The organism is Lachnospira hominis (ex Hitch et al. 2025) (assembly GCF_040096395.1).
In the GTDB taxonomy this organism is placed as follows: domain Bacteria; phylum Bacillota; class Clostridia; order Lachnospirales; family Lachnospiraceae; genus Lachnospira; species Lachnospira hominis.
Genome location: NZ_JBBMES010000002.1, coordinates 138,811 through 158,481 on the forward strand (window position 1 = coordinate 138,811; position 19,671 = coordinate 158,481).

A 19,671-nucleotide genomic window follows, 5' to 3' on the forward strand; every position below is an offset into this window, starting at 1 on the left:
TGTTGCAGCAGGTGTCTGACAAATAGGAGGAAAAAGAATGGAAGTAAATCTTTACAACACAAACAAAAAATACAATGTAATCTATGCAGACCCGCCATGGTCTTATCAACAGTGGTGTAATAAAAAGCAGGGGGCAGCAAAAGCACATTACGAAACGATGAAACAAAAGGATATTGAGGAATTACCAGTTGAAAGAATTGCAGACAAGAACTGCATATTATTCATGTGGGCGACTTTCCCGAAATTGCAAGAGGCTCTTGCAACAATCAAAGCGTGGGGGTTTGAATATAAAACAATCGGGTTTTGTTGGGTAAAGAGAAATAAAAACGGTAGTTGGTTCAAGGGAATAGGATTCTATACCAAATCAAATAGTGAAGTGTGTTTGATTGCGACAAAAGGGAAACCACCGAAAAAGAGCGTACATCATACGGTATCACAGTTAGTGGAAACAGTGAGAGAAGAACACAGCAAAAAACCGGATGAAGTTAGAAAAAGGATTGTAGAGTTCACGGGCGATGTGCCACGAATTGAATTATTTGCAAGACAGGCAGCAACCGGATGGGATTGTTGGGGAAATGAAGTCGGTAAATTCGAGGAAGTAAATGAATGAAAATAATATATATATGTTCACCGTATCATGCGGGTAGCGAAAAAATTTTAAAAAGAAATATCGAATATGCGAAAAAACTAACGAGAGAGATTTTGTTGAGAGGAGATGCTGCAATTACAGTTCACTTATATATGACGCAGTGCTTGTCAGAAGAAAACGAAAAAGAAAGAAATATCGGATTGACAGCAGGAATGGACATATTGAGAAGATGCGACGGAATCATTGTCGGCGAAAAATTCGGAATTTCGGAGGGAATGTCAAAGGAGATTAGATGTGCAAAAGACGGCAATATGACAATAGAATACAGAGATTAAGAAAAGGAAAAAGGACAACCATTGCAGTGGTCGTCCTTGTATCGACTGATTGTGTCAGTCGCTAACTGATAGAAATATTATAGCAAATCTGACACAAAAAAGCAACTTGAAAAGAGACCGAAAAGGTCTATAAAATCAAAGGTTTTCGGAACTTTTATCGTCCTTGTAATAGATAATAACAAGTCTGCGAAAACATAACAGGAGGATTGTGTCAGATGGCAAGAAAAAGAGGGATGCAATATATCCCGTATGATTATGAGGCAGCATATAACAAAGCGATGGAGGACATGCATGAGTGGTTCATTGAGAACCTGTTCCAACATCGAAAGAAAGTTATATATGCACTGAAAGAGATAACAGCAGGAGACCAGTTTGAAATTGAGATATATCCGCAATTCCGGAGTATAGATGAAGTACCTCCGGAGGGGAGAACTATCAAGAAAGACAACAACAAGGCTCAAAAGAATCTGAATGATAAGAATGCACGGAAATATGTTGAGAGGCTAATCAATGAGAATTTCAGCGACCGTGATATTTGGATGACATTGACCTATGATGACGAGCATCTCCCACCGAACGGGGATGTGGATGCAGCAATCAAGAATGTGCAAAAGTACATCCGACGCATCAACTATCAGAGGAAAAAGAGAGGTCTCCCGAATGCAAAATATGTCTATGTGACCGCATACAATCCGGATGCGGAAATCAGATGGCATCATCACATTGTCATGGATGGTGCGTTAGACATGGAGACGGTTGAATCCTGTTGGAAACAGTCAAGCAGGAATGAGGTTCGCAGGTTGCAGACAGACGAAAACGGTTTGTCCGGCATGGCGAACTATATCGTTGAAGAAAAGAACCGTGTTCCGTCAGAAAAGAGATGGAACAGTTCACAGGGATTGAGAGACCCACGAATCAAGGTCGTTCATTCCAAACGTCCGGCAGCAGGAGGCAGTTATAAAAAAATAGGCTCATTCGTTGACGAGATGGTCAAGGACAGGGATTCCATTCCGGAGATACTGAAAAAGTGGTATCCAGACATGGATTTCACGAATGCAAAAGTGTACTACAACGATTTTAACTGCATGTTTTATATACATGCACGAATGCGGAAAAGGAGGTCGACAGGTGAAAAGACGAATAAGACGAATAAGACGGATAAGACGGGCATTGAAAAGAGCAGGTTTGTATAATGCGTTTCACATCGCATTGATTGCGGTATTGCTGACAGGATTTTGTGTGATATTGTTCAATGTTAAAGAACCGGAGCAGCAGGAGGAAAAACCGGAGACAACGCAAGCGGAAGTGATACAGAATCCGGAGACAATGACACAGATGACAGAGAGTATCGAGGACAAATACAAGGTTTTTGACACCATGTCCGAGGACTGGGGGAGTGATGACCTTGAGGGATTCGTGTTCTACGACCTGCCGGAGAAGTATGCAGACAAAGGCTATTTTCCGGAGAAAATGCAGATATACACAAGATGTCTATGCAAGCAAAACGATGTTCCGTATGCCCTTATATTGGCAATCATAGAGTATGAATCCGGATATGAGTTCGACAAGACCGGAGACAACGGGAACTCAAAGGGATATATGCAGATATATGAGAAATGGCACACCGACCGGATGCAGAAATTGAACTGCACCGACCTCATGAACCCATATCAGAATGTGAAAGTCGGGATTGATTTCCTCTCGTATCTCCTCAAGAAATACGGAACGGTGCAGGATGCACTTGCAGCGTACAACTACGGTGAAAGAGGTGCAAGGGAACATTTGTGGAACAACGGCGTGTATGTCTATTCATACAACACGGCAATCATGCAGAGAATGAAAGAGATTGAGGAGGTGGTCGGGAAATGAGGTTTGACTGGAAACCGGAATCGAAAGAGAGGTATTTCCGAAAAGCAGAGGCAGCAGTCAAGGCAGCGGGATTCAATGACATCCTGCGGGTAGACAGAGACCAGTTTTCCGTCGTCAAGGGAACGGTCAAGGTACATTTCAAACCGATTTCGAGAGACGGGAAAACACGCCGATGGCGGGAGGCAAAGAGAACGATTGAGAACATGCATGAAGTGCCTCCGGCAAAAGACCAGTTCGGCAGGAAACACAAGAGCATTTTCATACATGCTTTTATGATTTTAGAAATGGAGGAGCAGGACGAATGAAAACATACAGACAGAAACATCCGTACATTGCACAAATCGGGTACATACTGCGGTACAAGCTGCAACGGTTCACATGGATGTTCAAGGTCAAGGATTGCAGACACATTTGTTTGTTCTGCGAATATTATGACACATGCAGACAGGAGGACAAAGGCAAATGAACATGAAATATGCAATGAGAAGTGAGGACACAGAGCAAATCAATGTTGTGTCGTGGGCGAATTGGAACATGAACCGTTATCCGGAATTGAGATGGTTGTTCCATGTACCGAACGGAGGCAGCAGAAACAAGCAGGAGGCAGTCAAATTCAAGCAGATGGGTGTCAAGGCGGGTGTTTCTGATTTGTGCCTCCCATATCCGAAAGGCTCATACTGCGGATTGTTCGTTGAAATGAAATTCGGTAACAACAGGCAGCAGGACACGCAAAAAGAGTTCCTTGCAGACATGGCAGCAGCAGGACATTTCGTCGCAACCTGCTATTCAGCAGAGGAGGCAATCAAAGTCATTGAGGAATATTTGAATCTATCGGATGCGTTGCACATGGAGAGGAATTTGAACATGAGCATCCCGAACAACAGCATCCTCAAGGATGGGAAAGTCAAGGGAGGCAGGTCATGACGCTTGCGGATTTACTCAACACATTAGAGAGTGCGGACATGCTGCGAATCATCAAGGGAGGCGAGGAGATGTTCGTCGGCTATCTTACATTATTTGCACCGGAGGTCGGTCACACGAACTGCACACTCTATGAGCAACACAAAAACGACACGGTCGTGAAATTCAGAGCAGTTCCGGAGATTACTCACAGGAAGTGGAAAGAATTGAACCTCATGTCACCATTACGACCGGACGAAACGCCGGATTTCAAGTTTCAAGAATTGCAAATGAAACTGTATTACACAATTTATTTATAACAGGACAATAACAGGAAAACAGGAGGAAAAGACATGAAAATTATTGCAGTAATGTCACCAAAAGGAGGAATCGGGAAAACAACGACATCCGATTCAATCGCCTATATGTTGGGCGAGGAGCAGGGAAAAAGAGTGCTTGTGTTAGATGGAGACCCACAGGGAGACACATCAAAGACGTTCGGGGTATATGAACCGGACGGAATCGGCATGAGTGAACTGCTTGAGAAACATGAATGTGTCGGAGGTACATATAAAACGGGCGATTTGATTCGACCGACCGACTATTCACACATTGACATCATTCCGGCGAATGGCTATCTCATGAAAACCGACATGAATCTGCTGCTCAAGTCAGAGGACAATCAAGTCACAAGGATGCGTGAGGCATTGGAGGAAGTATCTGACGCATACGATTATTGCATTTGTGATTGTGGTCGCTTGCTTGACATGGTCGTCATCAACATTCTGATTGCAGCAGAACTCGTCATCGCTCCGGTAAAGGTCGGAGGATATGAAATCGAGGCATTGCAGAACCTTGAGGAACAGATTGAGGATTTGAGAGACATCAATCCGGATTTGAGAATCAAGGCACTCATGACAATGCGACAGAAAAACAAGACCTCTCTTGAGGTAGAGGAATGGTTGAAAACAGAATCCGGATTTGACATGTTCGTCACACCGATTCGTCGTTCCATCGTTGCAGAAAAATCAACAACGGCGATGATTCCGCTCCCGAAATTTTCAAAGAGAGGAATCGTGTCTCAAGATTATAGATGCGTGGTGCATGAATTACTCAAGGAAATGGAGGGATAGACATGAAGAAAATTGACGGAACAGCAACCATAAGCATAGAAACGCTTGACGAGTTGAGAGAGCGTGAACAATGGTACAACAGTTTAAGAGAAACATTAAAAGGAATCGTTGCAGATATTGAAACAGAGGAATACGAAAAGGAAATAAAGAAAATCGACGATTCTCCGGATGAAATATCAGACGAGGAACTTGATGAACTAATCAAAAAAGCAACAGGAACAGTGAAAATTGTAATAAATGAAAATGTAATACGGAAACTGATTGCCGAGTTTATAGACGAAACAAAGAGTGATGTTCATTATGCAATCAGCGAGATGTCAACAGAGGAACTCAAAACGATTCCGTTGATTATACCAAGAGGGCAGCAGTCAAAGGGAGGAAAACAGGAGAAAAATATATGCGAAATGTGCGAGGTATATATGACAGACGAAAAATGCGACCTTGAGGATTCTTGTCCGGCAGCAGGTGTCGTGAAACGTTTGAAAGAGGCAGAGAAAACAATCAAAGAAAAGGAAAAGATTATAAAAGAAAAAGAGAAAGAGATTCGTGACATAAAGAAAAAGTTATCAGATTCGGAACTGTGTCGCTCATACATGATTGACCCGATGGCAATAGGAGACCGTCACGAGATGGGAGGTTGATTCGGATGGCAGGAATGAGAGCAGTACATAAAAAAGACGGAACAACATTCAAGTTCAGCGGAGATTTGAGAGAGGCTATTGAAAAAGCGGAAAAGGAATTGAAAGAAAAAGACGGAACAGAACGACATACTTTTCTGAAATGGCAATATGACAACGCAAAAAAGGCACTTGAAACATATAACAGAAGATTGAAGGATTTGCACGATTTCATAAGACTGGGAAAAGAGGAACTTGAGAAGAAAGAAAAGGAGGAATAGACATGGGAAATATTGTGAAAACAGCAAATGTAGATTCTGCGGTCAGATGACGCAGATTGAGGCAGATGAAAAACTGACAGCAGCACAAGCAGAGGAACAGGCAACAATGACATGTAACTGCACAGAGGCGGTCGAGTATCAGAAAGAGAAACAGAGGAAAGAAAAGGCAATGATGAATGTGTCTGCCTTGTTTGGAGAGAACGCAACACCGGACAAGAGATGCGGTGAGGGCATCGTGAACATCTTAAAGGCAGCAGTCGAGGAGATTTACACCGGAGGACTTGCGAAAGTCACATTGAACCTCCGAGGAGGGGTCAAAGCATCAATTTCACAGAATGCAAAGGGTGAAATCAACGTCGAGCGTACAGAGACAAAGAAACAGAAACTCACAGAGTAATGACAGGAGGTTGAACAGATGGCAGCAGGATTCAGCGTGAAAGACGCACTCAACAAGAACAGCAAAGCGGGGATTGATGAATCTCCGAGAGCGAGATTCCGGACAAAGGACATCTCAATTTTCAAGATGTACCGGAACGATATGAATTTTTACAGTGTGGAACAGGTCGAGGAACTGGCAGGAGACATCCTCATGTACGGATTGAAACAGAACCTTGAACTTGTATATGCACCGTGCGAAAAGGGCGAATATAGAATCGTGGCAGGTGAAAGACGGTGGGAGGCTCTCAAGTATCTCGTATCAAAGGGATATAAAGAATTTGAACTTGCGACCAGTAAATTGACGACACCGCAGGATGATGACGAGGAACAGGTTGAAATCATAATTGCGAACGCATATCGTACAAAGACCGTTTCAGACATGATTGAGGAGGAAACACGCCTCAAGGCATCTCTTGAGCGTATGAAAGCAGCGGGAAAGAAAATCAAGGGATACGACCTGCAATCCGGACGATTGAGAGAGGTGATTTCCTCAATGCTGCACATGAGCAAAACAAAGGTTGCTCAAATAGAGGCAGTCAACAACAATCTGATTCCGGAATGGAAAGAGGAACTCAAGGGCGAACGCCTCACATTTTCCGCAGCCTATGAATTGAGCGGGATGACAGAGGACGAGCAGCGGGAGGCACTGGGGAAATTTACAGAGACCGGAGAACTCACGCACAAAGATGTGAAAGATATGAAAGCAGAAAAGGCAGCAGGACAGCAGGTGTCAGAATCCGACACAGAGGCAGAAATCGGCATGAATCCTCCGGAGACAAAAGCGGGCGACGATTATGAAACGCCACATCCGGAGGGAATCACATCAATCTGCTATTCCTGCACCGAATATGAGACATGTAACGTCAAGACCGGAACATGTATCTCATGCGACCAGTACAAGAACCGTACAGAGGCATACAAGACCGACGAGCAGAGATATTCAGAGGAACAGGATGCAATCGACCGTGAGACAAAGAAAAAACTCCGTGAGATGGAGCAGGAGGAGAAAACGAAAAACCTCCCGTCAGATGCAACGGGGGAGATAAAGAGCATCAGAGTATCAAAGGAGAAATTCGAGGAATACACAGGAGAACATAGAAAACCGTACATGATAACAAAAGACGACGGTTTCAAGGTCGGAAATGTCGTCAAATTGGTAGTATTTGCAGCAGGCAAAGCAACCGGAGAAACAGCAGACATGAGAATCACATGCAAAGACGACGACATCACATGCAGCGGATTGACGGACGGATGGTGTGTCATTGGTCTTGTAGCAGAAAAGGAGGAATAATCATGAATGACATCAAAAGAGGCGAAATGTTCTATATCAGCAGAGGGGGGGCATCCTACAACGGGAGCGAACAACACGCAGACCGTCCGGCGGTAGTGGTTAGCAACAACAAGAACAATGAGAACAGCAATGTTGTTGAAGTTGTATATATGACCACACAGCCAAAAACAGACCTCCCGACACATGTGACAATAAGGTCAACAGGCAGAATCAGCACGGTATTGTGTGAGCAGGTTTATTCGGTATCAACGGAACGCATCGGAACATATATCGGAGAGACGACAGACAAGGAAATGGAGAATATCGACATTGCTCTCATGATTTCCTTGCAGTTGGATAATGGCATCAAGACAGCAAAAGAGTATTACAAGACCATCAAGGAACAGCAGGAGGAAATCGACAGTCTCAAGAGAGAAATTGAGATGTTGCAGCAGGAGCATGAGGATACAATCGCAGAGATTGAACAGGATGCAGCAGTCTATGTTGAGGAAAACAAGAAAATTGCGAATATGGCATCGGCAGAGGACACAATCAGATTGCAGACCGAAAGAGATACATACAAAACCATGTATGAACAGTTACTCAATAGATTAGTGAATGGAGGAGCAGCATGAACAAAAGCGAGTTAAAGGCAATATTTATCAATGCAAAGGCAACAGATGCGAAATACATCGGCGTGAGCATTCAGACAGAGGGCAGCAGTCAACCGGAAATCATCATCAATCCGAATGCGAATTTTGATGCGAAATTTGACTATTACATGGAGGCATACGATGACGATTTGATTCTGATTGCAGCAAAGGGCAAAAAGGACATCAGAATCACGGCAGCAGGGCAAGGAAACCGTTTCGAGGATATTGAATGTCAGTTATTAGGAGAGCGGGGCAAGGGTTGGAAAGAACTCATTGCAGGAGCGATTGACAATGCGTATGAGAAAATGATTGCAACCACACCTCCAACGACAGAGGAGGAACAGACCCATTGTGAAATGATAAAAGAGGCAGTCAAGGGAATGTTCATCAATGAGAGCAGGACGGCAGCAGAGGCAGAGTTCATCAAGACACACATTGTCGACTATGAGAAAATATTCGATGTGTGCATGAATGGTGATGACCTTGAGTTCAAAAAAGGACTTGTCAGATTGCAGAAAATGCAAAATGAATATGTTATGCAGCGGGAAAATGACTGATAGAGAAAAAGAGGCGTTCATCGGCGGGATAGAATTTGCGAGAGACTGGAATCTCGACATCCCGCCGGATGATTTGCGTTTATACGAGAGATTGATTCAAGAAAGGACAAAAAAAGAGAATGAACAAAGTCATATTGATGGGTAGGCTCACAAGAGACCCGAATGTAAGATATACACAGCAGAACGGTTCACAGGAATCCATGTGTGTGGCACGTTATACACTGGCAGTCGACCGGAGAGGTGCAAGAGACGGGCAACAGTCGGCAGATTTTATCTCATGCGTGGCATTTGGGAAAAACGGCGAGTTTGCGGAAAAATATCTGAAACAGGGAACAAAAATTGTTGTTACTGGCAGGATTCAGACAGGCTCATACACCAACAGAGACGGGCAAAAGGTATATACGACGGATGTTGTGATTGAGGAACAGGAATTTGCAGAAAGTAAGAAAGCAGCAGGAGAACAGGCAGAAAACGCCGGATATACAGACACAGGAGACGGATTCATGAGTATTCCGGACGGCATTGACGGCGATTTGCCTTTTATGTAAGCGAAAAGGAGGGTTGTGATAATATGGGAATCTTAAAAGGCATAATTGACAGATTTCGGGCGATGGGAAAGACAGAAAATGAGATTTCGAGCATCGTTGAGGCAGCAGCGGACAAGGCGACAGTGAATCCGAATGTTGCAAAGAATGAAAATCCACAAAAACCGGAAATCAAGATTGAAACAACAGCAGAGGCGTTCGTTGAGGCAGTTTTGCAAATGAGAACGACTTTGCAACAGGCAAAAACGGCAATTTTGAAAATGAGCAGTTTGAGAGATGCGGAAAACCGCAAAAACACGAATAACTGGCGTAAAATGCACGGTCTGCCTATGAGAAGAAAGCAGAAAGCGAGGAAAAAGCATGAAAGAGGAAAAGGAGCAGACGGTCATTGAAAAAACCTTGCTATATCTTGAGAATTATCGTGAAATGGAACGATATATCAATGAGGCAGTATCAGAGACCTCTCAAGTGCCGGATATAGGCAAATACAACATATCAGCAGAAAAGGCGTTCCTGCAATCGGTCAGAGAGTGCCGTGCAGAGACGGTCATTCTGTTTGAACACTTGAAAAAGGCTCTTGCATCGCTCAAGGAAGATGCAGAGGCAGCAGGTGAGGGGTACAAATACGACGCTCTTGAGGCGGTCTATATAAAGGGCATGTCATACGAGGATATAGTGAGGGAGACAGGATGCGGACGCAACTCACCGAAAAAGTGGTGCAGGGTGATGATTCAGCGGTTGTCAATCAAGTTATTCGGTGCAAAAGCGATTGAAAATGATAAAAACGGAGTGAAAACAGGGTGAAATGAGGGTGAAAACAGGGGTAAAAAGTGGGTGAACAAAAGACAAAATAAACGTGATAATATGTTAGCGTGAACAGTTGAGACGAGCGATTGCAGATATGCAGTCGCTTTTTTCTTGCCTGTTTGCCCTCCTGTTATATGCGGGTGGGATATACACAGTCATGTGCATAACTGCCCGCCTCTTGTGGATAACACAGCAGGAGAACACAGCAAGAGAGGAGAACACAGATGCTATTGAAATCATGCAGGTGTGGGAAGTTGATTCCGCAGTCAATGAAGATGTGCGAGGAATGCGAGCAACGGCAGCAGTCGAGACACATGACATATAACAACACACGGCGAGACGAGAGAGCAGCAGAGTTCTATGTATCAAAGGAATGGCGGGCAATGCGAGAGCGTATCATTGAGGTCTATGACAACGTAGATATATACGCATTATATGTCGAGCATGAGTTGCTCACATGCAATCCGGTTCACCATATCATTGAACTTGAGGACGACTGGGAACAGCGTTTGAATCCGTTCAACCTCATACCTCTCAACCATAAGACACACAACACAATCACTGCTTTATATAAGCAGAGCAAAGCAAGTATGAGAGCAACACAAAAACAGTTGAGGTCACTGATTGAGTACCACTTTCGAGAGGCAGGGGGATATAAAAAAGTTTTGTGCGATTCGTTTTTAGTCGCACCCCCTCTTTTCCTTGGAGAAAACTCCCCACGGGAATTTCAGTAGAAAGGTATATCCGAAAGAGGTGTCAGAATGTGACACAAAATACTGAAATGCTGACGGAAAGGAGGTTTGTTGCATCATGGCAGGACAGAGACAACCCACAGATTTGGTTGTAATGAACGGGCGAAAACACCTCACAAAAGCAGAAATTGAGGCACGGAAAAACGCCGAGGTCACAGCACCATGCGACAAAGTGAGACCTCCGTCATATTTGACACCGGAACAAAAGAAACAATTCCGGAAGATTGCGAAAGAATTACTCGAAATCAAACTGATTTCAAACCTTGATTGCGATGCATTGGCAAGGCTACTCATTGCACAAACGCAGTACATCGAAATCACGGAACAAATCAGAGAAACTCCATTGATGGAGGATGTTCCAGTCTATGAGACGAGGGAAAATCCGGACACAGGCGAAAAAGAACGTGTGCAGGTCGGTACAAGACAGGTCGTGAACGGAGAAAGAGAACGTCTCATGATAATTCAAGACCGCTGCATGAAACAGTGTAGGCAAGGAGCATCAGATTTCGGACTGACAGTTTCCTCCCGCTGCCGTTTGGTCGTACCGAAACCACAACAGCAAAAGCCGGAGAACAAATTTGCGAAATATGCAAATTAAGGCATGGCAAAAGCAGGAGAAACACAAGACCGCTGCACACAATACGCCCTTGATGTTGTATCGGGCAAGATAACAGCCGGAGAATATGTCCGTCTTGCATGTCAGAGACATCTTGACGACATCGAAAAATCGAAAGCAGCACCATACAAATACTATTTCGACGTTGAAAAGTCGGAGGAAATCATCAATTTCGCAGAGGAATTGACCATTGCAGAGGGTGAGGAAAATGAGCATGTGACGGCATATCCGTTCCAGTGTTTCATTTTAGGGTCACTCAATGGATGGAGAACAAAGGAAAAGTCATACAGACGATTCAGAACATCTTATGTGCAATTAGGACGACAGAACGGAAAATCGTTCATCAATGGTATTTTGGCGTGTTATTACGGCAATTTCGACGGGTACAAGTACGGAAAAATATTTTGTACGGCGACAAAGCAAGACCAGGCAAACATTGTTTTTGACGAGGTCGCAAAATTTATCAATTCCGACGAGGATTTGTCAGAGTGGTTCAAGGTTCACGACCACAACCACACGATTGACTGTCTGCTGACGCATTCGGAAATCAAAGCATTGTCCGGAGATACAAAGTCACTCGACGGACACCGTGCATATTTGGGAATCGTCGACGAGTACCACGCCCACAAAACAAACCAGATGTACAAACTGCTTGAGGGTGGTATCAAGAAACTCAAGTCGGCGTTGATTTCGGTTATTACAACAGCAGGATTCGACCTCAAGTCGCCGTGCTACAAGTTATATGAGTATTGCTGCAATCTACTCAAGGGCGTTTTCGAGAATGACAGTCAATTTGTGTATATCGCACAGATGGACGAACACGACGACAGGTACACGCCGGAAAACTGGATAAAAGCGAACCCGATTCTTGAGTTTGACCGAGACGCACTTGAGAACCTCATTCCGATTGCACACACTGCCCGTGATATGGGCGGGGAGGACTTGAGAGATTTCCTCGTAAAGCAGTTGAATATGTGGATGCAGTGGTCAAATTCGCTGTATATCAAGGACATTGCATCATGGAAAGCATGTGCAGTTTTGAAATCACTCAAGGATTTCAGAGGGTCAAAGTGCTATGTTGGCGTTGACTTGTCATCCGGAGGAGACTTGACATCAATCGCAATCGTGATTCCGTTCATGGTGGAGGACACGAAAAAATATTTTGTTCACACACATTCGTTCATCCCGTCCTCAAGGGTGGATGAACACATCAAGACTGACAAAGTACCATACGACGTATGGATTGAAAAAGGTCTTGTGACGGTAACGGAAACACTGGGAGGAATCAAGACAGATTACAAATACATCATCAGATACCTTGAGGATTTAGTGAGGGAATACAACCTCAAACCGCAGTTGATTTGTTACGACCCGCACAACGCATCGGCGTTCCTGTCAGACCTTGAGGCGATGGGATTCGATTCAATCTCTGTCACACAGACAGCAAAAGAATTGAACGATGCGACCGCTGATTTCAGACTTGAGATTCTTGCGGGCAATGTGGAGATTGAGGGAATGGAAGTCGGAAAAGAGGGCAACAAGATAGTTGTTCCGGTTGACAGCCTGCTTGTTTGGTCGATTGCGAATGCAAAGACCATTTCAAACAATTACGGTGAAATAAAGATTGACAAAGACATTACGACAGAACGAATCGACCCGATTGACGCTATCATCGACGCATGGAAACACGCAATGAAAGAGGAATACCGTCCGGATGTGAATGAAACTGTCAATGAATGGCTTGAGCAATATGAAAAATATATGAAGAAAGGCGGTGAGAAATAAATGAATCCGTTTCAGAGATTGGGAGTAAAAATTTCAAATTGGTGGAGAGGCGAACCACAGAACGACGGAGGGAAAATGACATTGAACTCACCGTCGTTCCTTGAGCGAATAGGACTGAAAAGAAAAGGGAAACCGACATCAGAGGTCACATATTTCACATGTCTCAAGATGCTGTCAGAAACCCTTGCAAAAATGCCTATCAAATATTATCAGAAAACGGACAAGGGAATCATTGAGGCAGAGGCGACAGATACATCAAAACTGCTCTCAAAAAGACCGAATCCGTTCATGACACCAACAACATTTTGGAACACGGTTGAAATCAACCGCAACCATTACGGAAACGGCTATGTGTATATGAGAAAGAAGTTTGACCGAAAGAAATTCGGCGGTGAAATAAAAATCGTTGATTTGTGGGTCATGCAGTCAAATTGTGTGCAGATAGTCGTTGATGATGCAGGGATATTCGCAGGAGTGGGGCGTTTGTGGTACGTCTACACAGACCCGACATCCGGTCGTCAATATGTGTTTAGTACAGACGAGGTGATGCATTTCAAGACATCATTCAGCTTTGACGGAATCACAGGACTACCAGTGCAACAGATATTGAGAGACACGGTTGCAGGTGCATCCGAATCACAGGCGTTTATGAATAACTTGTATGAGAGCGGTCTGACAGCAAAAGCGACGCTTGAATACACAGGAGAGTTGAACGAAAAGGCAAAAGAGGCACTTGTCAAATCGTTTGAGGAGTTCGGCAGCGGGGCAAAGAACACAGGAAAAATCCTACCTGTTCCGCTAGGAATGAAACTCACACCTCTTGACATCAAACTGACTGATTCACAGTTCTTTGAACTGAAAAAATATAACGCCTTGCAAATCGCCGGAGCGTTCGGAGTGAAACCGAATCAAATCAACGATTATTCAAAGTCGTCATATAGCAATAGCGAGATGCAGCAGTTATCATTCTACGTCGACACAGAACTGTTCATCATCAAGCAGTATGAGGAGGAAATCAATTTCAAAATGCTGTCGGATGAAGATACAGACGACGGATATTATTACAAATTCAACGAAAAGGTATTGTTCCGCACCGATTCAAAAACGCAGATGGAGTATTTGAGAAACGGTGTCAATGGAACGATTATCAAACCGAATGAGGCAAGACGTAAACTCGACATGGAAGATGCGGAGGGAGGCGATGTCCTACTTGCTAACGGTAGCATCGTACCGTTGACGATGGCGGGTGCAGCATATTTGAAAGGTGAATCCGAGCAGGAGAACACCGATGAACCGGAGCAACCGGAGAAAGAAACAGAGCCGGACACAGAGCAGCCGGACACAGCAACAGAACCGGACGAAACCGACACGGCAGAGGACGAGACTGACGAGGAGGGAGGTGAATAAGCATGGCAAAGAAAAGACGTTTTGATTTCACAAAGAAAAATAAACGCAGCGGAAAAGTTGAGAATGTCGGCTATTTGGATTTAGAGCAGGACGAGGAGCAGAGCAGATGTTCCTTGTATTTCTACGGTGACATTGTATCAGCGACATGGGAATCTATGTGGTATGAGGAGGACAGATGTCCGCAGGACATCGCAGATTTCCTCAACCAGTTAGATGGATATGAGGACATTGACATCTATTTCAATTCCGGCGGTGGAGATGTATTTGCAGGACTGGCAATCTACAACCAGTTAAAGCGATATGACGGACACAAAGTCGGATATGTTGACGGAATGGCTGCATCCATTGCATCAGTCATCATGTTTGCATGTGACGAACTGCATTTCGCAACAGGTGCTCAAGCAATGATTCACAAACCGTTATGCATGGCATACGGAAACGCAGACGATTTCAAGGCAGTCATAAAGCAGTTGAATCTCTGCGAGGATTCAATTCTTGATGTCTACATGGAACATGTGCAGGAGGGTGTCACAAGAGACAAAATTCAATCTCTCATGAGCAATGAGACATGGTTCGACAGTAAGAAGATGCAACAGTATTTCAATGTTGAAATCGAGGAAAAGGCAGCAGTTGCAGCGTGTGCATCTGACTTTTTCGAGAAATACAACAATATTCCGGAGGCACTCAAGGGAATCGACACAAAGGACATTGTCGATGCGGTAATTGCGGAATTGGAAAACCGGAACAATGCAGCAGCAGAGGCAGAGAAACAGAGAATCGAGGCAGAAAAGCAGCAGATTCTTGATGATTTATACCTTTATGGTATGTAAGAAATGGAGGACAGAAAGTCATGAATAAGGAATTACAGAAGTTATTAAAGCAGATTAACGACAAGAAAAATGAAGTCAAGAGCCTTGTGAACGATGGAAAACTCGACAAGGCAAGAGCAGCAAAGGAGGAACTCGTAGAATTACAGAACAGATTCGACCTCCTCTATGATTTGGACGAGGACGAGCAGGACGGCATCGAGAACAAGGTCAAGGATGGAACTGCAAAGCAGGTCGGCGGGGATGTCAAGCTGGACAAAAAGAACATCGTGAAATCATTTGTCAACATTGTCAAAGCCGGATTCCTGCACAAAGAGGCAGACGAGGCAGACATCAAGGTGTACAAGGATGCACTCACATCCGACACAACCGCAGGAAGTGAGGGAGAGGTCGGAATCGGCGTGACAATTCCGGAGGACATCAGAACAGACATCATCGAGTTGCGTCGTTCATCCGACAACCTTGAACAGTATGTCAATGTCGAGGGCGTAACAACTAAGACAGGAACACGAAACATTGAGGTTGATGCAGAATCAACACCATTTGACAATGTTGACGAGGCTGCGGATTTTCCGGAGATGGACGAACCGGAATTTTTACCGATTGAGTACAAGGTAAAGAAAAAGGGTGGAATCCTCAAGATGACAGCAGAGTTACTTGAGGACACAGCATCCAACATCATGGCATGCATCAACAAATGGATTGCCAAGAAAACAAAGGCAACCCGTAACGCAATGATTCTCAAGGTACTCAACGAGATGACAAAAGGGAAAGAGGTCACAGTCGAGAACCTTGACAGCCTCAAGGACATTTTCAATGAGCAGTTAGACCCTGCAATCGCTGACAATGCAGTTGTTATCACAAATCAGAGCGGCTTCAACTACCTTGACAAGTTAAAGGATAAAGACGGCAACTATATTTTACAGAAAGACCCGACACAGCAGACAAAGGGAAAGATGCTTTTCGGTGAATATCCTATCATCAAATTATCAAAGAAAACTCTTGCATCCGAGAAGATTATGAACACCGATGGTCACACAATCGACGGGTACAAGCATCCTATTTTCTGCGGTGACTTAAAAGAGGCAGTCACACTCTTTGACAGAAACGTCCTCACAATCGACCTCAATGACAAAGGTGCGGGTTTATGGGATAAGGACATGACCGGAATCAAGGTGCGTGACCGATTCGATGTGCAGCCTGTTGACAAGGGAGCAGTCATCAAGGGTCAGATTACAGAAGTTATCAACGGGTAATATGGCAGCAGGGCGGTGAATCCGTCCTGCTATTGAAAGCAGGTGAGAACATGACGGATGAAGAAAAAGAGAAGTACAGAGGCGGTCTGATTGCTACATGCAAGACATATTGTCACATCGACTATGATGACGACATCGAAATCCTTGAATTGATGCTTGACACGACACTGGATGAAATGACGGAACTGATTCGGAATTTCGACCGGAACAACCTCACAAGCCGTCAAAAACTGCTTGCATTTATGTCCGTGAAAGAACTGTACGACAACCGTGACAAGTACCGGAGCGACACGAAAACGCTATCCGCTGCCGTTTCCTCCATGCTATTGAAAGAAATATACGGAGGTGCAGCAGAATGACAGGCAGAATCAAGATAATTCGCAAGACAACAAGTGTTGTTGACGGTAGACGACAGCAGGAGGAAAAGGAGTTTTTCTCATGTTGGTGTGATGTCAAGAGTTTGGGAACAAATGAAAAATACAATGCGTTGCAGATAGGTCTTGAGAACACAATCATGTTTGAAACGAGAGCCTGCGACAAGATGGAGGAAATCAGATTGAATCTGAAAGAGTTCTACGCAGTATATAAAGGCGTTGAGTTCAAGATATATGATGCGTGTCCGATGTTCACAGACGACAGGAAATATCAGTTGAAATGTAGAGCGGGAGCATAGTGTCATAATCTGACACCGGAGGTGATGCAGTGAAAATCGAAATGGAATTTCAAGGTTTGAAAGAACTCATGAAAGCATTTGAGGACGCAGCAAGCGACGAGGACATAAAAGAGGTCAATCAAAAGATTGTAAAGCAAAGCGAACCAGTTGTGAAAAACATCATGTCCGGCAAAATTCCGAAATCGGCAGACATCAAATTATCCGGTAGAGGTTTCGGTTCAAAGTCATCCGTGACATCACATGCAGCGGACAGCATACCGATGGGAGCAGTCAAAATGAAAGACACAGGAGCAACAGCAGATGTCGGATGGGAAAAGTCGGACAATAGCGAACACTTTTATGTGAAATTCATAAACTGGGGAACTATCTATCAACCGCCTCAAGAATTTATTTACGCAACAGGGCGTGAGGCAGATGCGGAACTGCAAAAAATCGCAGAACAGGAATATCAATCCTATTTAGACAACACATTGAAATGAGGTGAGAGCATGAGCAGCAGTCCGGACATCATCAAAGATGCATCCGACGCATTGAGACCTATATCAGACAGAGGAATCACTGTGATGCAAGGGTGGTATGACAAAGACATCCATGACAGACATGTGACATTGTGGGATTTGGGAGAAAATGACGAGAATTTTTCGGACGACAATGCAGAGGGAGTGACGTTGTCATTGCAGGTCACTATATTTTCGGAAAATGACGAGGTTGAACTGGCAAGGGAAATCAAGTCACTCATGAAAGAAAATAATTTTTCGTTTGATGGCAGGAACGGAGACGATTCCAAGCCGGAGGACGGAATCTATATGAAAGCACAAAGGTTTTCAAAGTTTTATGAAATGGAGGAATAGACATGAGCGAAACAGTAACACAGGTTAGCGAGACAGAACAGAAGATTGTTAGAAGTAGAACTTGCGGTTGTAGAGATTTCTACATCGCAAAACTCACACAGGACGATGCAAAAGCATACGTTGCAGAAACTCCGGTCAAACTGGCAAGAGCAATCAAAGCAAAGGTTGACGAAAAGTGGAGTTCTGAAAAGATTTACTCTGACGATGGAACAGAGGAAGTCATCAATTCCTATGAGGGAACAGAAATCGAACTTGAGGTCAATGCACTTGCACCACAGGACAGACAGATTCTTTTCGGTCAGTTATACGAGAACGGTTTTCTTGTAAAGACTGCGGATGACAAAGCACCGGAGGTCGCTGTCGGATGGAGAGAAAGAAAACTCAACGGAAAGTATGATTTCAAATGGTTATACGCCGGAAAGTTTGCAGAGGGCATCAGTGAGGAGGCGAGCACAAAAGAGGGCAAATTGTCTCCGACAACAAAGAGCATCAAGGGTTCATTCTATGAGAGAAGTCTTGACAATGCGTATGAGATTTCGGTCGACGAATCAAACCTCGTTTCCGGAGACACAAAGGCAGCAGAGGCAATCAAGGCATGGTTCAGCAAAGTGCAGGAGAAAAACGGCGGTTTAGGCTAATAAGAGGGCATATAACAGGAGGATAAATCATGAAAAGAAAAATTATAGTCAATAACAAAGAGTTTACAATGCCGAAAATGTCAATCGACACATACACGGAATATCTCGAACTTGCAGAGGTTATCGACGCAAAACAGAGATATTCAAAGCAGGACATTGAGGCGATGGGTCTTTTTATCTGCAAAGCATACGGAGACCAGTTCAGCGTTGAGGAATTAAAGAATCCGGAGACCGGACTTGATGCAGCAGGTTTGATTCTTGAGTTCCAGTTCATCGACATGGGAATTGCAGACGAACTCACCAAGAGAATGGAGAACATCGAGAAAAATTTTCAGAGTGGCAAGTGATACCGGAAATCGAGGTCACTTGCAGAGGTGAGAGACTTTTCATCAATTCCGTAACGGTAGAACAGTATAAAAAATACATCAGTCTCATGGAAAAGAATGACACGGAGAAATTCTCCGGAGTGATGTTTTTCAACAAAAAGATAATGCAGGAGATGTTCGGGAATGAATTGTCGCTTGCAGCAGTTGGGGAGATTGATGCAGTTGAATTTCTGACGGCAATCAAGACGGTTCATTTCATCATGCAGAACATTGTTGCAGAGAAGATGTTGAGCATTGTCGAGGTTGAACAGGTAGAAAAAGAGGCATCCGCATTCGATGACTATGACCGTGAAAACGGATATGAGGACGAGGATGAACAACCGGAGGAAAATCAATGGAAAGTCTGCGGGGAAATTGTTGACCGTGTTGTGAAAACTGCGATTCGGCTATTGAAAAACTCATACAGTCAATGCATGAAAGAGAACATTGTCACGTTGTTGGACTACTTAAAATTTGAATTAGATACAATCAACGAAAATCAGTAAG

At 44.1% G+C, this 19,671-nt stretch carries 30 protein-coding genes; all 30 read left to right on the forward strand.

Annotation, left to right across the window (positions count from 1 at the left end):
• The first annotated feature begins 37 nt into the window (after positions 1-37).
• The 30 genes from WMO38_RS02570 (at position 38) to WMO38_RS02715 (ending at position 19,670) form a co-directional block, all read left to right on the forward strand.
• A complete protein-coding gene (locus WMO38_RS02570) occupies positions 38-610 on the forward strand; it encodes an MT-A70 family methyltransferase (protein WP_022164535.1) in 573 nt (190 codons plus the stop codon).
• Positions 607-924: a DUF7768 domain-containing protein gene (locus WMO38_RS02575; RefSeq protein ID WP_179960435.1), complete on the forward strand. Its 318-nt coding sequence runs from the start codon at positions 607-609 to the stop codon at positions 922-924. Before WMO38_RS02570 ends, WMO38_RS02575 begins: the two co-directional genes overlap by 4 nt.
• Before the next feature lie 215 nt (positions 925-1,139).
• Entirely contained in the window at positions 1,140-2,117 is a 978-nt protein-coding gene (locus WMO38_RS02580) for a rolling circle replication-associated protein (protein ID WP_227750223.1), read from the forward strand.
• Entirely contained in the window at positions 2,053-2,793 is a 741-nt protein-coding gene (locus WMO38_RS02585) for a transglycosylase SLT domain-containing protein (RefSeq protein WP_349161311.1), read from the forward strand. The genes WMO38_RS02580 and WMO38_RS02585 overlap by 65 nt, the downstream gene beginning before the upstream one ends.
• Positions 2,790-3,098 carry a hypothetical protein gene (locus WMO38_RS02590; RefSeq protein ID WP_349161312.1) on the forward strand — a complete coding sequence of 103 codons (309 nt, stop codon included), beginning with the start codon at positions 2,790-2,792 and terminating at the stop codon, positions 3,096-3,098. Before WMO38_RS02585 ends, WMO38_RS02590 begins: the two co-directional genes overlap by 4 nt.
• 157 nt (positions 3,099-3,255) lie before the next feature.
• A complete protein-coding gene (locus WMO38_RS02595; protein ID WP_349161314.1) occupies positions 3,256-3,717 on the forward strand; it encodes a VRR-NUC domain-containing protein in 462 nt (153 codons plus the stop codon).
• Positions 3,714-4,013, forward strand: coding sequence for a hypothetical protein (locus WMO38_RS02600; protein ID WP_349161315.1), 300 nt, complete (start codon positions 3,714-3,716; stop codon positions 4,011-4,013). Before WMO38_RS02595 ends, WMO38_RS02600 begins: the two co-directional genes overlap by 4 nt.
• 33 nt (positions 4,014-4,046) lie before the next feature.
• Positions 4,047-4,826: a ParA family protein gene (locus WMO38_RS02605; protein ID WP_186901442.1), complete on the forward strand. Its 780-nt coding sequence runs from the start codon at positions 4,047-4,049 to the stop codon at positions 4,824-4,826.
• Positions 4,827-4,828: 2 nt separating this feature from the next.
• Positions 4,829-5,467 carry a hypothetical protein gene (locus WMO38_RS02610; RefSeq protein ID WP_349161317.1) on the forward strand — a complete coding sequence of 213 codons (639 nt, stop codon included), beginning with the start codon at positions 4,829-4,831 and terminating at the stop codon, positions 5,465-5,467.
• 5 nt (positions 5,468-5,472) lie between these two features.
• Positions 5,473-5,724, forward strand: coding sequence for a hypothetical protein (locus WMO38_RS02615; protein WP_349161319.1), 252 nt, complete (start codon positions 5,473-5,475; stop codon positions 5,722-5,724).
• A complete protein-coding gene (locus tag WMO38_RS02620; RefSeq protein WP_349161320.1) occupies positions 5,699-6,121 on the forward strand; it encodes a hypothetical protein in 423 nt (140 codons plus the stop codon). The genes WMO38_RS02615 and WMO38_RS02620 overlap by 26 nt, the downstream gene beginning before the upstream one ends.
• An 18-nt stretch (positions 6,122-6,139) precedes the next feature.
• Positions 6,140-7,453 (forward strand): ParB/RepB/Spo0J family partition protein, encoded by a 1,314-nt coding sequence (locus WMO38_RS02625; RefSeq protein WP_349161321.1) that lies wholly within the window; start codon positions 6,140-6,142, stop codon positions 7,451-7,453.
• Positions 7,454-7,455: 2 nt separating this feature from the next.
• Positions 7,456-8,067 carry a type II toxin-antitoxin system PemK/MazF family toxin gene (locus WMO38_RS02630; RefSeq protein ID WP_349161323.1) on the forward strand — a complete coding sequence of 204 codons (612 nt, stop codon included), beginning with the start codon at positions 7,456-7,458 and terminating at the stop codon, positions 8,065-8,067.
• The gene (locus WMO38_RS02635; protein WP_021925170.1) at positions 8,064-8,642 is read left to right on the forward strand and encodes a hypothetical protein; all 579 of its coding nucleotides are present in this window, start codon (positions 8,064-8,066) and stop codon (positions 8,640-8,642) included. The genes WMO38_RS02630 and WMO38_RS02635 overlap by 4 nt, the downstream gene beginning before the upstream one ends.
• 119 nt (positions 8,643-8,761) lie before the next feature.
• Positions 8,762-9,190 (forward strand): single-stranded DNA-binding protein, encoded by a 429-nt coding sequence (locus tag WMO38_RS02640; protein WP_195389345.1) that lies wholly within the window; start codon positions 8,762-8,764, stop codon positions 9,188-9,190.
• A gap of 23 nt (positions 9,191-9,213) precedes the next feature.
• Entirely contained in the window at positions 9,214-9,579 is a 366-nt protein-coding gene (locus WMO38_RS02645; RefSeq protein ID WP_349161324.1) for a hypothetical protein, read from the forward strand.
• Positions 9,548-9,991 carry a hypothetical protein gene (locus WMO38_RS02650; protein ID WP_101874776.1) on the forward strand — a complete coding sequence of 148 codons (444 nt, stop codon included), beginning with the start codon at positions 9,548-9,550 and terminating at the stop codon, positions 9,989-9,991. Before WMO38_RS02645 ends, WMO38_RS02650 begins: the two co-directional genes overlap by 32 nt.
• A 278-nt stretch (positions 9,992-10,269) precedes the next feature.
• Entirely contained in the window at positions 10,270-10,728 is a 459-nt protein-coding gene (locus WMO38_RS02655) for a hypothetical protein (protein ID WP_349161326.1), read from the forward strand.
• Positions 10,729-10,804: 76 nt separating this feature from the next.
• Entirely contained in the window at positions 10,805-11,344 is a 540-nt protein-coding gene (locus tag WMO38_RS02660) for a phage terminase small subunit P27 family (RefSeq protein WP_173772085.1), read from the forward strand.
• A gap of 3 nt (positions 11,345-11,347) precedes the next feature.
• Positions 11,348-13,147 (forward strand): terminase large subunit, encoded by a 1,800-nt coding sequence (locus WMO38_RS02665; RefSeq protein ID WP_349161328.1) that lies wholly within the window; start codon positions 11,348-11,350, stop codon positions 13,145-13,147.
• Positions 13,148-14,554, forward strand: a complete 1,407-nt coding sequence (locus WMO38_RS02670; protein WP_435390970.1) for a phage portal protein — start codon at positions 13,148-13,150, stop codon at positions 14,552-14,554. It abuts the gene before it with no gap.
• 2 nt (positions 14,555-14,556) lie between these two features.
• The gene (locus tag WMO38_RS02675) at positions 14,557-15,384 is read left to right on the forward strand and encodes a head maturation protease, ClpP-related (RefSeq protein WP_055287248.1); all 828 of its coding nucleotides are present in this window, start codon (positions 14,557-14,559) and stop codon (positions 15,382-15,384) included.
• 20 nt (positions 15,385-15,404) lie between these two features.
• Positions 15,405-16,637 carry a phage major capsid protein gene (locus WMO38_RS02680; protein WP_349161331.1) on the forward strand — a complete coding sequence of 411 codons (1,233 nt, stop codon included), beginning with the start codon at positions 15,405-15,407 and terminating at the stop codon, positions 16,635-16,637.
• Between the two features lie 50 nt (positions 16,638-16,687).
• Positions 16,688-16,996, forward strand: a complete 309-nt coding sequence (locus WMO38_RS02685; protein ID WP_349161333.1) for a head-tail connector protein — start codon at positions 16,688-16,690, stop codon at positions 16,994-16,996.
• Positions 16,993-17,310, forward strand: coding sequence for a phage head closure protein (locus WMO38_RS02690; protein WP_148871906.1), 318 nt, complete (start codon positions 16,993-16,995; stop codon positions 17,308-17,310). Before WMO38_RS02685 ends, WMO38_RS02690 begins: the two co-directional genes overlap by 4 nt.
• A gap of 29 nt (positions 17,311-17,339) precedes the next feature.
• Positions 17,340-17,789, forward strand: a complete 450-nt coding sequence (locus WMO38_RS02695; RefSeq protein ID WP_117800695.1) for an HK97-gp10 family putative phage morphogenesis protein — start codon at positions 17,340-17,342, stop codon at positions 17,787-17,789.
• A 9-nt stretch (positions 17,790-17,798) separates the two neighbouring features.
• Positions 17,799-18,161: a hypothetical protein gene (locus WMO38_RS02700; protein WP_278883351.1), complete on the forward strand. Its 363-nt coding sequence runs from the start codon at positions 17,799-17,801 to the stop codon at positions 18,159-18,161.
• Between the two features lie 2 nt (positions 18,162-18,163).
• The gene (locus WMO38_RS02705) at positions 18,164-18,799 is read left to right on the forward strand and encodes a major tail protein (protein WP_349161336.1); all 636 of its coding nucleotides are present in this window, start codon (positions 18,164-18,166) and stop codon (positions 18,797-18,799) included.
• 29 nt (positions 18,800-18,828) lie between these two features.
• On the forward strand, positions 18,829-19,146 hold the full coding sequence (gene gpG / locus WMO38_RS02710; protein WP_349161338.1) for a phage tail assembly chaperone G: 318 nt from the start codon (positions 18,829-18,831) through the stop codon (positions 19,144-19,146).
• Positions 19,143-19,670, forward strand: coding sequence for a hypothetical protein (locus WMO38_RS02715; RefSeq protein ID WP_349161339.1), 528 nt, complete (start codon positions 19,143-19,145; stop codon positions 19,668-19,670). Before gpG ends, WMO38_RS02715 begins: the two co-directional genes overlap by 4 nt.
• Position 19,671: the final 1 nt, after the last annotated feature.

What these genes read in the sequence shown, in the direction of transcription:
- WMO38_RS02580 (WP_227750223.1), top strand. Translation starts at nt 1,140, where the DNA reads ATGGCAAGAAAAAGAGGGATGCAATATATCCCGTATGATTATGAGGCA.
- WMO38_RS02660 (WP_173772085.1), top strand. Translation starts at nt 10,805, where the DNA reads ATGGCAGGACAGAGACAACCCACAGATTTGGTTGTAATGAACGGGCGA.
- WMO38_RS02600 (WP_349161315.1), top strand. Translation starts at nt 3,714, where the DNA reads ATGACGCTTGCGGATTTACTCAACACATTAGAGAGTGCGGACATGCTG.
- WMO38_RS02575 (WP_179960435.1), top strand. Translation starts at nt 607, where the DNA reads ATGAAAATAATATATATATGTTCACCGTATCATGCGGGTAGCGAAAAA.
- WMO38_RS02650 (WP_101874776.1), top strand. Translation starts at nt 9,548, where the DNA reads ATGAAAGAGGAAAAGGAGCAGACGGTCATTGAAAAAACCTTGCTATAT.
- WMO38_RS02680 (WP_349161331.1), top strand. Translation starts at nt 15,405, where the DNA reads ATGAATAAGGAATTACAGAAGTTATTAAAGCAGATTAACGACAAGAAA.
- WMO38_RS02595 (WP_349161314.1), top strand. Translation starts at nt 3,256, where the DNA reads ATGAACATGAAATATGCAATGAGAAGTGAGGACACAGAGCAAATCAAT.
- WMO38_RS02625 (WP_349161321.1), top strand. Translation starts at nt 6,140, where the DNA reads ATGGCAGCAGGATTCAGCGTGAAAGACGCACTCAACAAGAACAGCAAA.
- WMO38_RS02645 (WP_349161324.1), top strand. Translation starts at nt 9,214, where the DNA reads ATGGGAATCTTAAAAGGCATAATTGACAGATTTCGGGCGATGGGAAAG.
- WMO38_RS02685 (WP_349161333.1), top strand. Translation starts at nt 16,688, where the DNA reads ATGACGGATGAAGAAAAAGAGAAGTACAGAGGCGGTCTGATTGCTACA.
- WMO38_RS02655 (WP_349161326.1), top strand. Translation starts at nt 10,270, where the DNA reads ATGTGCGAGGAATGCGAGCAACGGCAGCAGTCGAGACACATGACATAT.
- WMO38_RS02570 (WP_022164535.1), top strand. Translation starts at nt 38, where the DNA reads ATGGAAGTAAATCTTTACAACACAAACAAAAAATACAATGTAATCTAT.
- WMO38_RS02605 (WP_186901442.1), top strand. Translation starts at nt 4,047, where the DNA reads ATGAAAATTATTGCAGTAATGTCACCAAAAGGAGGAATCGGGAAAACA.
- WMO38_RS02630 (WP_349161323.1), top strand. Translation starts at nt 7,456, where the DNA reads ATGAATGACATCAAAAGAGGCGAAATGTTCTATATCAGCAGAGGGGGG.
- WMO38_RS02705 (WP_349161336.1), top strand. Translation starts at nt 18,164, where the DNA reads ATGAGCGAAACAGTAACACAGGTTAGCGAGACAGAACAGAAGATTGTT.
- WMO38_RS02665 (WP_349161328.1), top strand. Translation starts at nt 11,348, where the DNA reads ATGGCAAAAGCAGGAGAAACACAAGACCGCTGCACACAATACGCCCTT.
- WMO38_RS02670 (WP_435390970.1), top strand. Translation starts at nt 13,148, where the DNA reads ATGAATCCGTTTCAGAGATTGGGAGTAAAAATTTCAAATTGGTGGAGA.
- WMO38_RS02675 (WP_055287248.1), top strand. Translation starts at nt 14,557, where the DNA reads ATGGCAAAGAAAAGACGTTTTGATTTCACAAAGAAAAATAAACGCAGC.
- WMO38_RS02590 (WP_349161312.1), top strand. Translation starts at nt 2,790, where the DNA reads ATGAGGTTTGACTGGAAACCGGAATCGAAAGAGAGGTATTTCCGAAAA.
- WMO38_RS02635 (WP_021925170.1), top strand. Translation starts at nt 8,064, where the DNA reads ATGAACAAAAGCGAGTTAAAGGCAATATTTATCAATGCAAAGGCAACA.
- WMO38_RS02700 (WP_278883351.1), top strand. Translation starts at nt 17,799, where the DNA reads ATGAGCAGCAGTCCGGACATCATCAAAGATGCATCCGACGCATTGAGA.
- WMO38_RS02615 (WP_349161319.1), top strand. Translation starts at nt 5,473, where the DNA reads ATGGCAGGAATGAGAGCAGTACATAAAAAAGACGGAACAACATTCAAG.
- gpG (WP_349161338.1), top strand. Translation starts at nt 18,829, where the DNA reads ATGAAAAGAAAAATTATAGTCAATAACAAAGAGTTTACAATGCCGAAA.
- WMO38_RS02610 (WP_349161317.1), top strand. Translation starts at nt 4,829, where the DNA reads ATGAAGAAAATTGACGGAACAGCAACCATAAGCATAGAAACGCTTGAC.
- WMO38_RS02690 (WP_148871906.1), top strand. Translation starts at nt 16,993, where the DNA reads ATGACAGGCAGAATCAAGATAATTCGCAAGACAACAAGTGTTGTTGAC.
- WMO38_RS02640 (WP_195389345.1), top strand. Translation starts at nt 8,762, where the DNA reads ATGAACAAAGTCATATTGATGGGTAGGCTCACAAGAGACCCGAATGTA.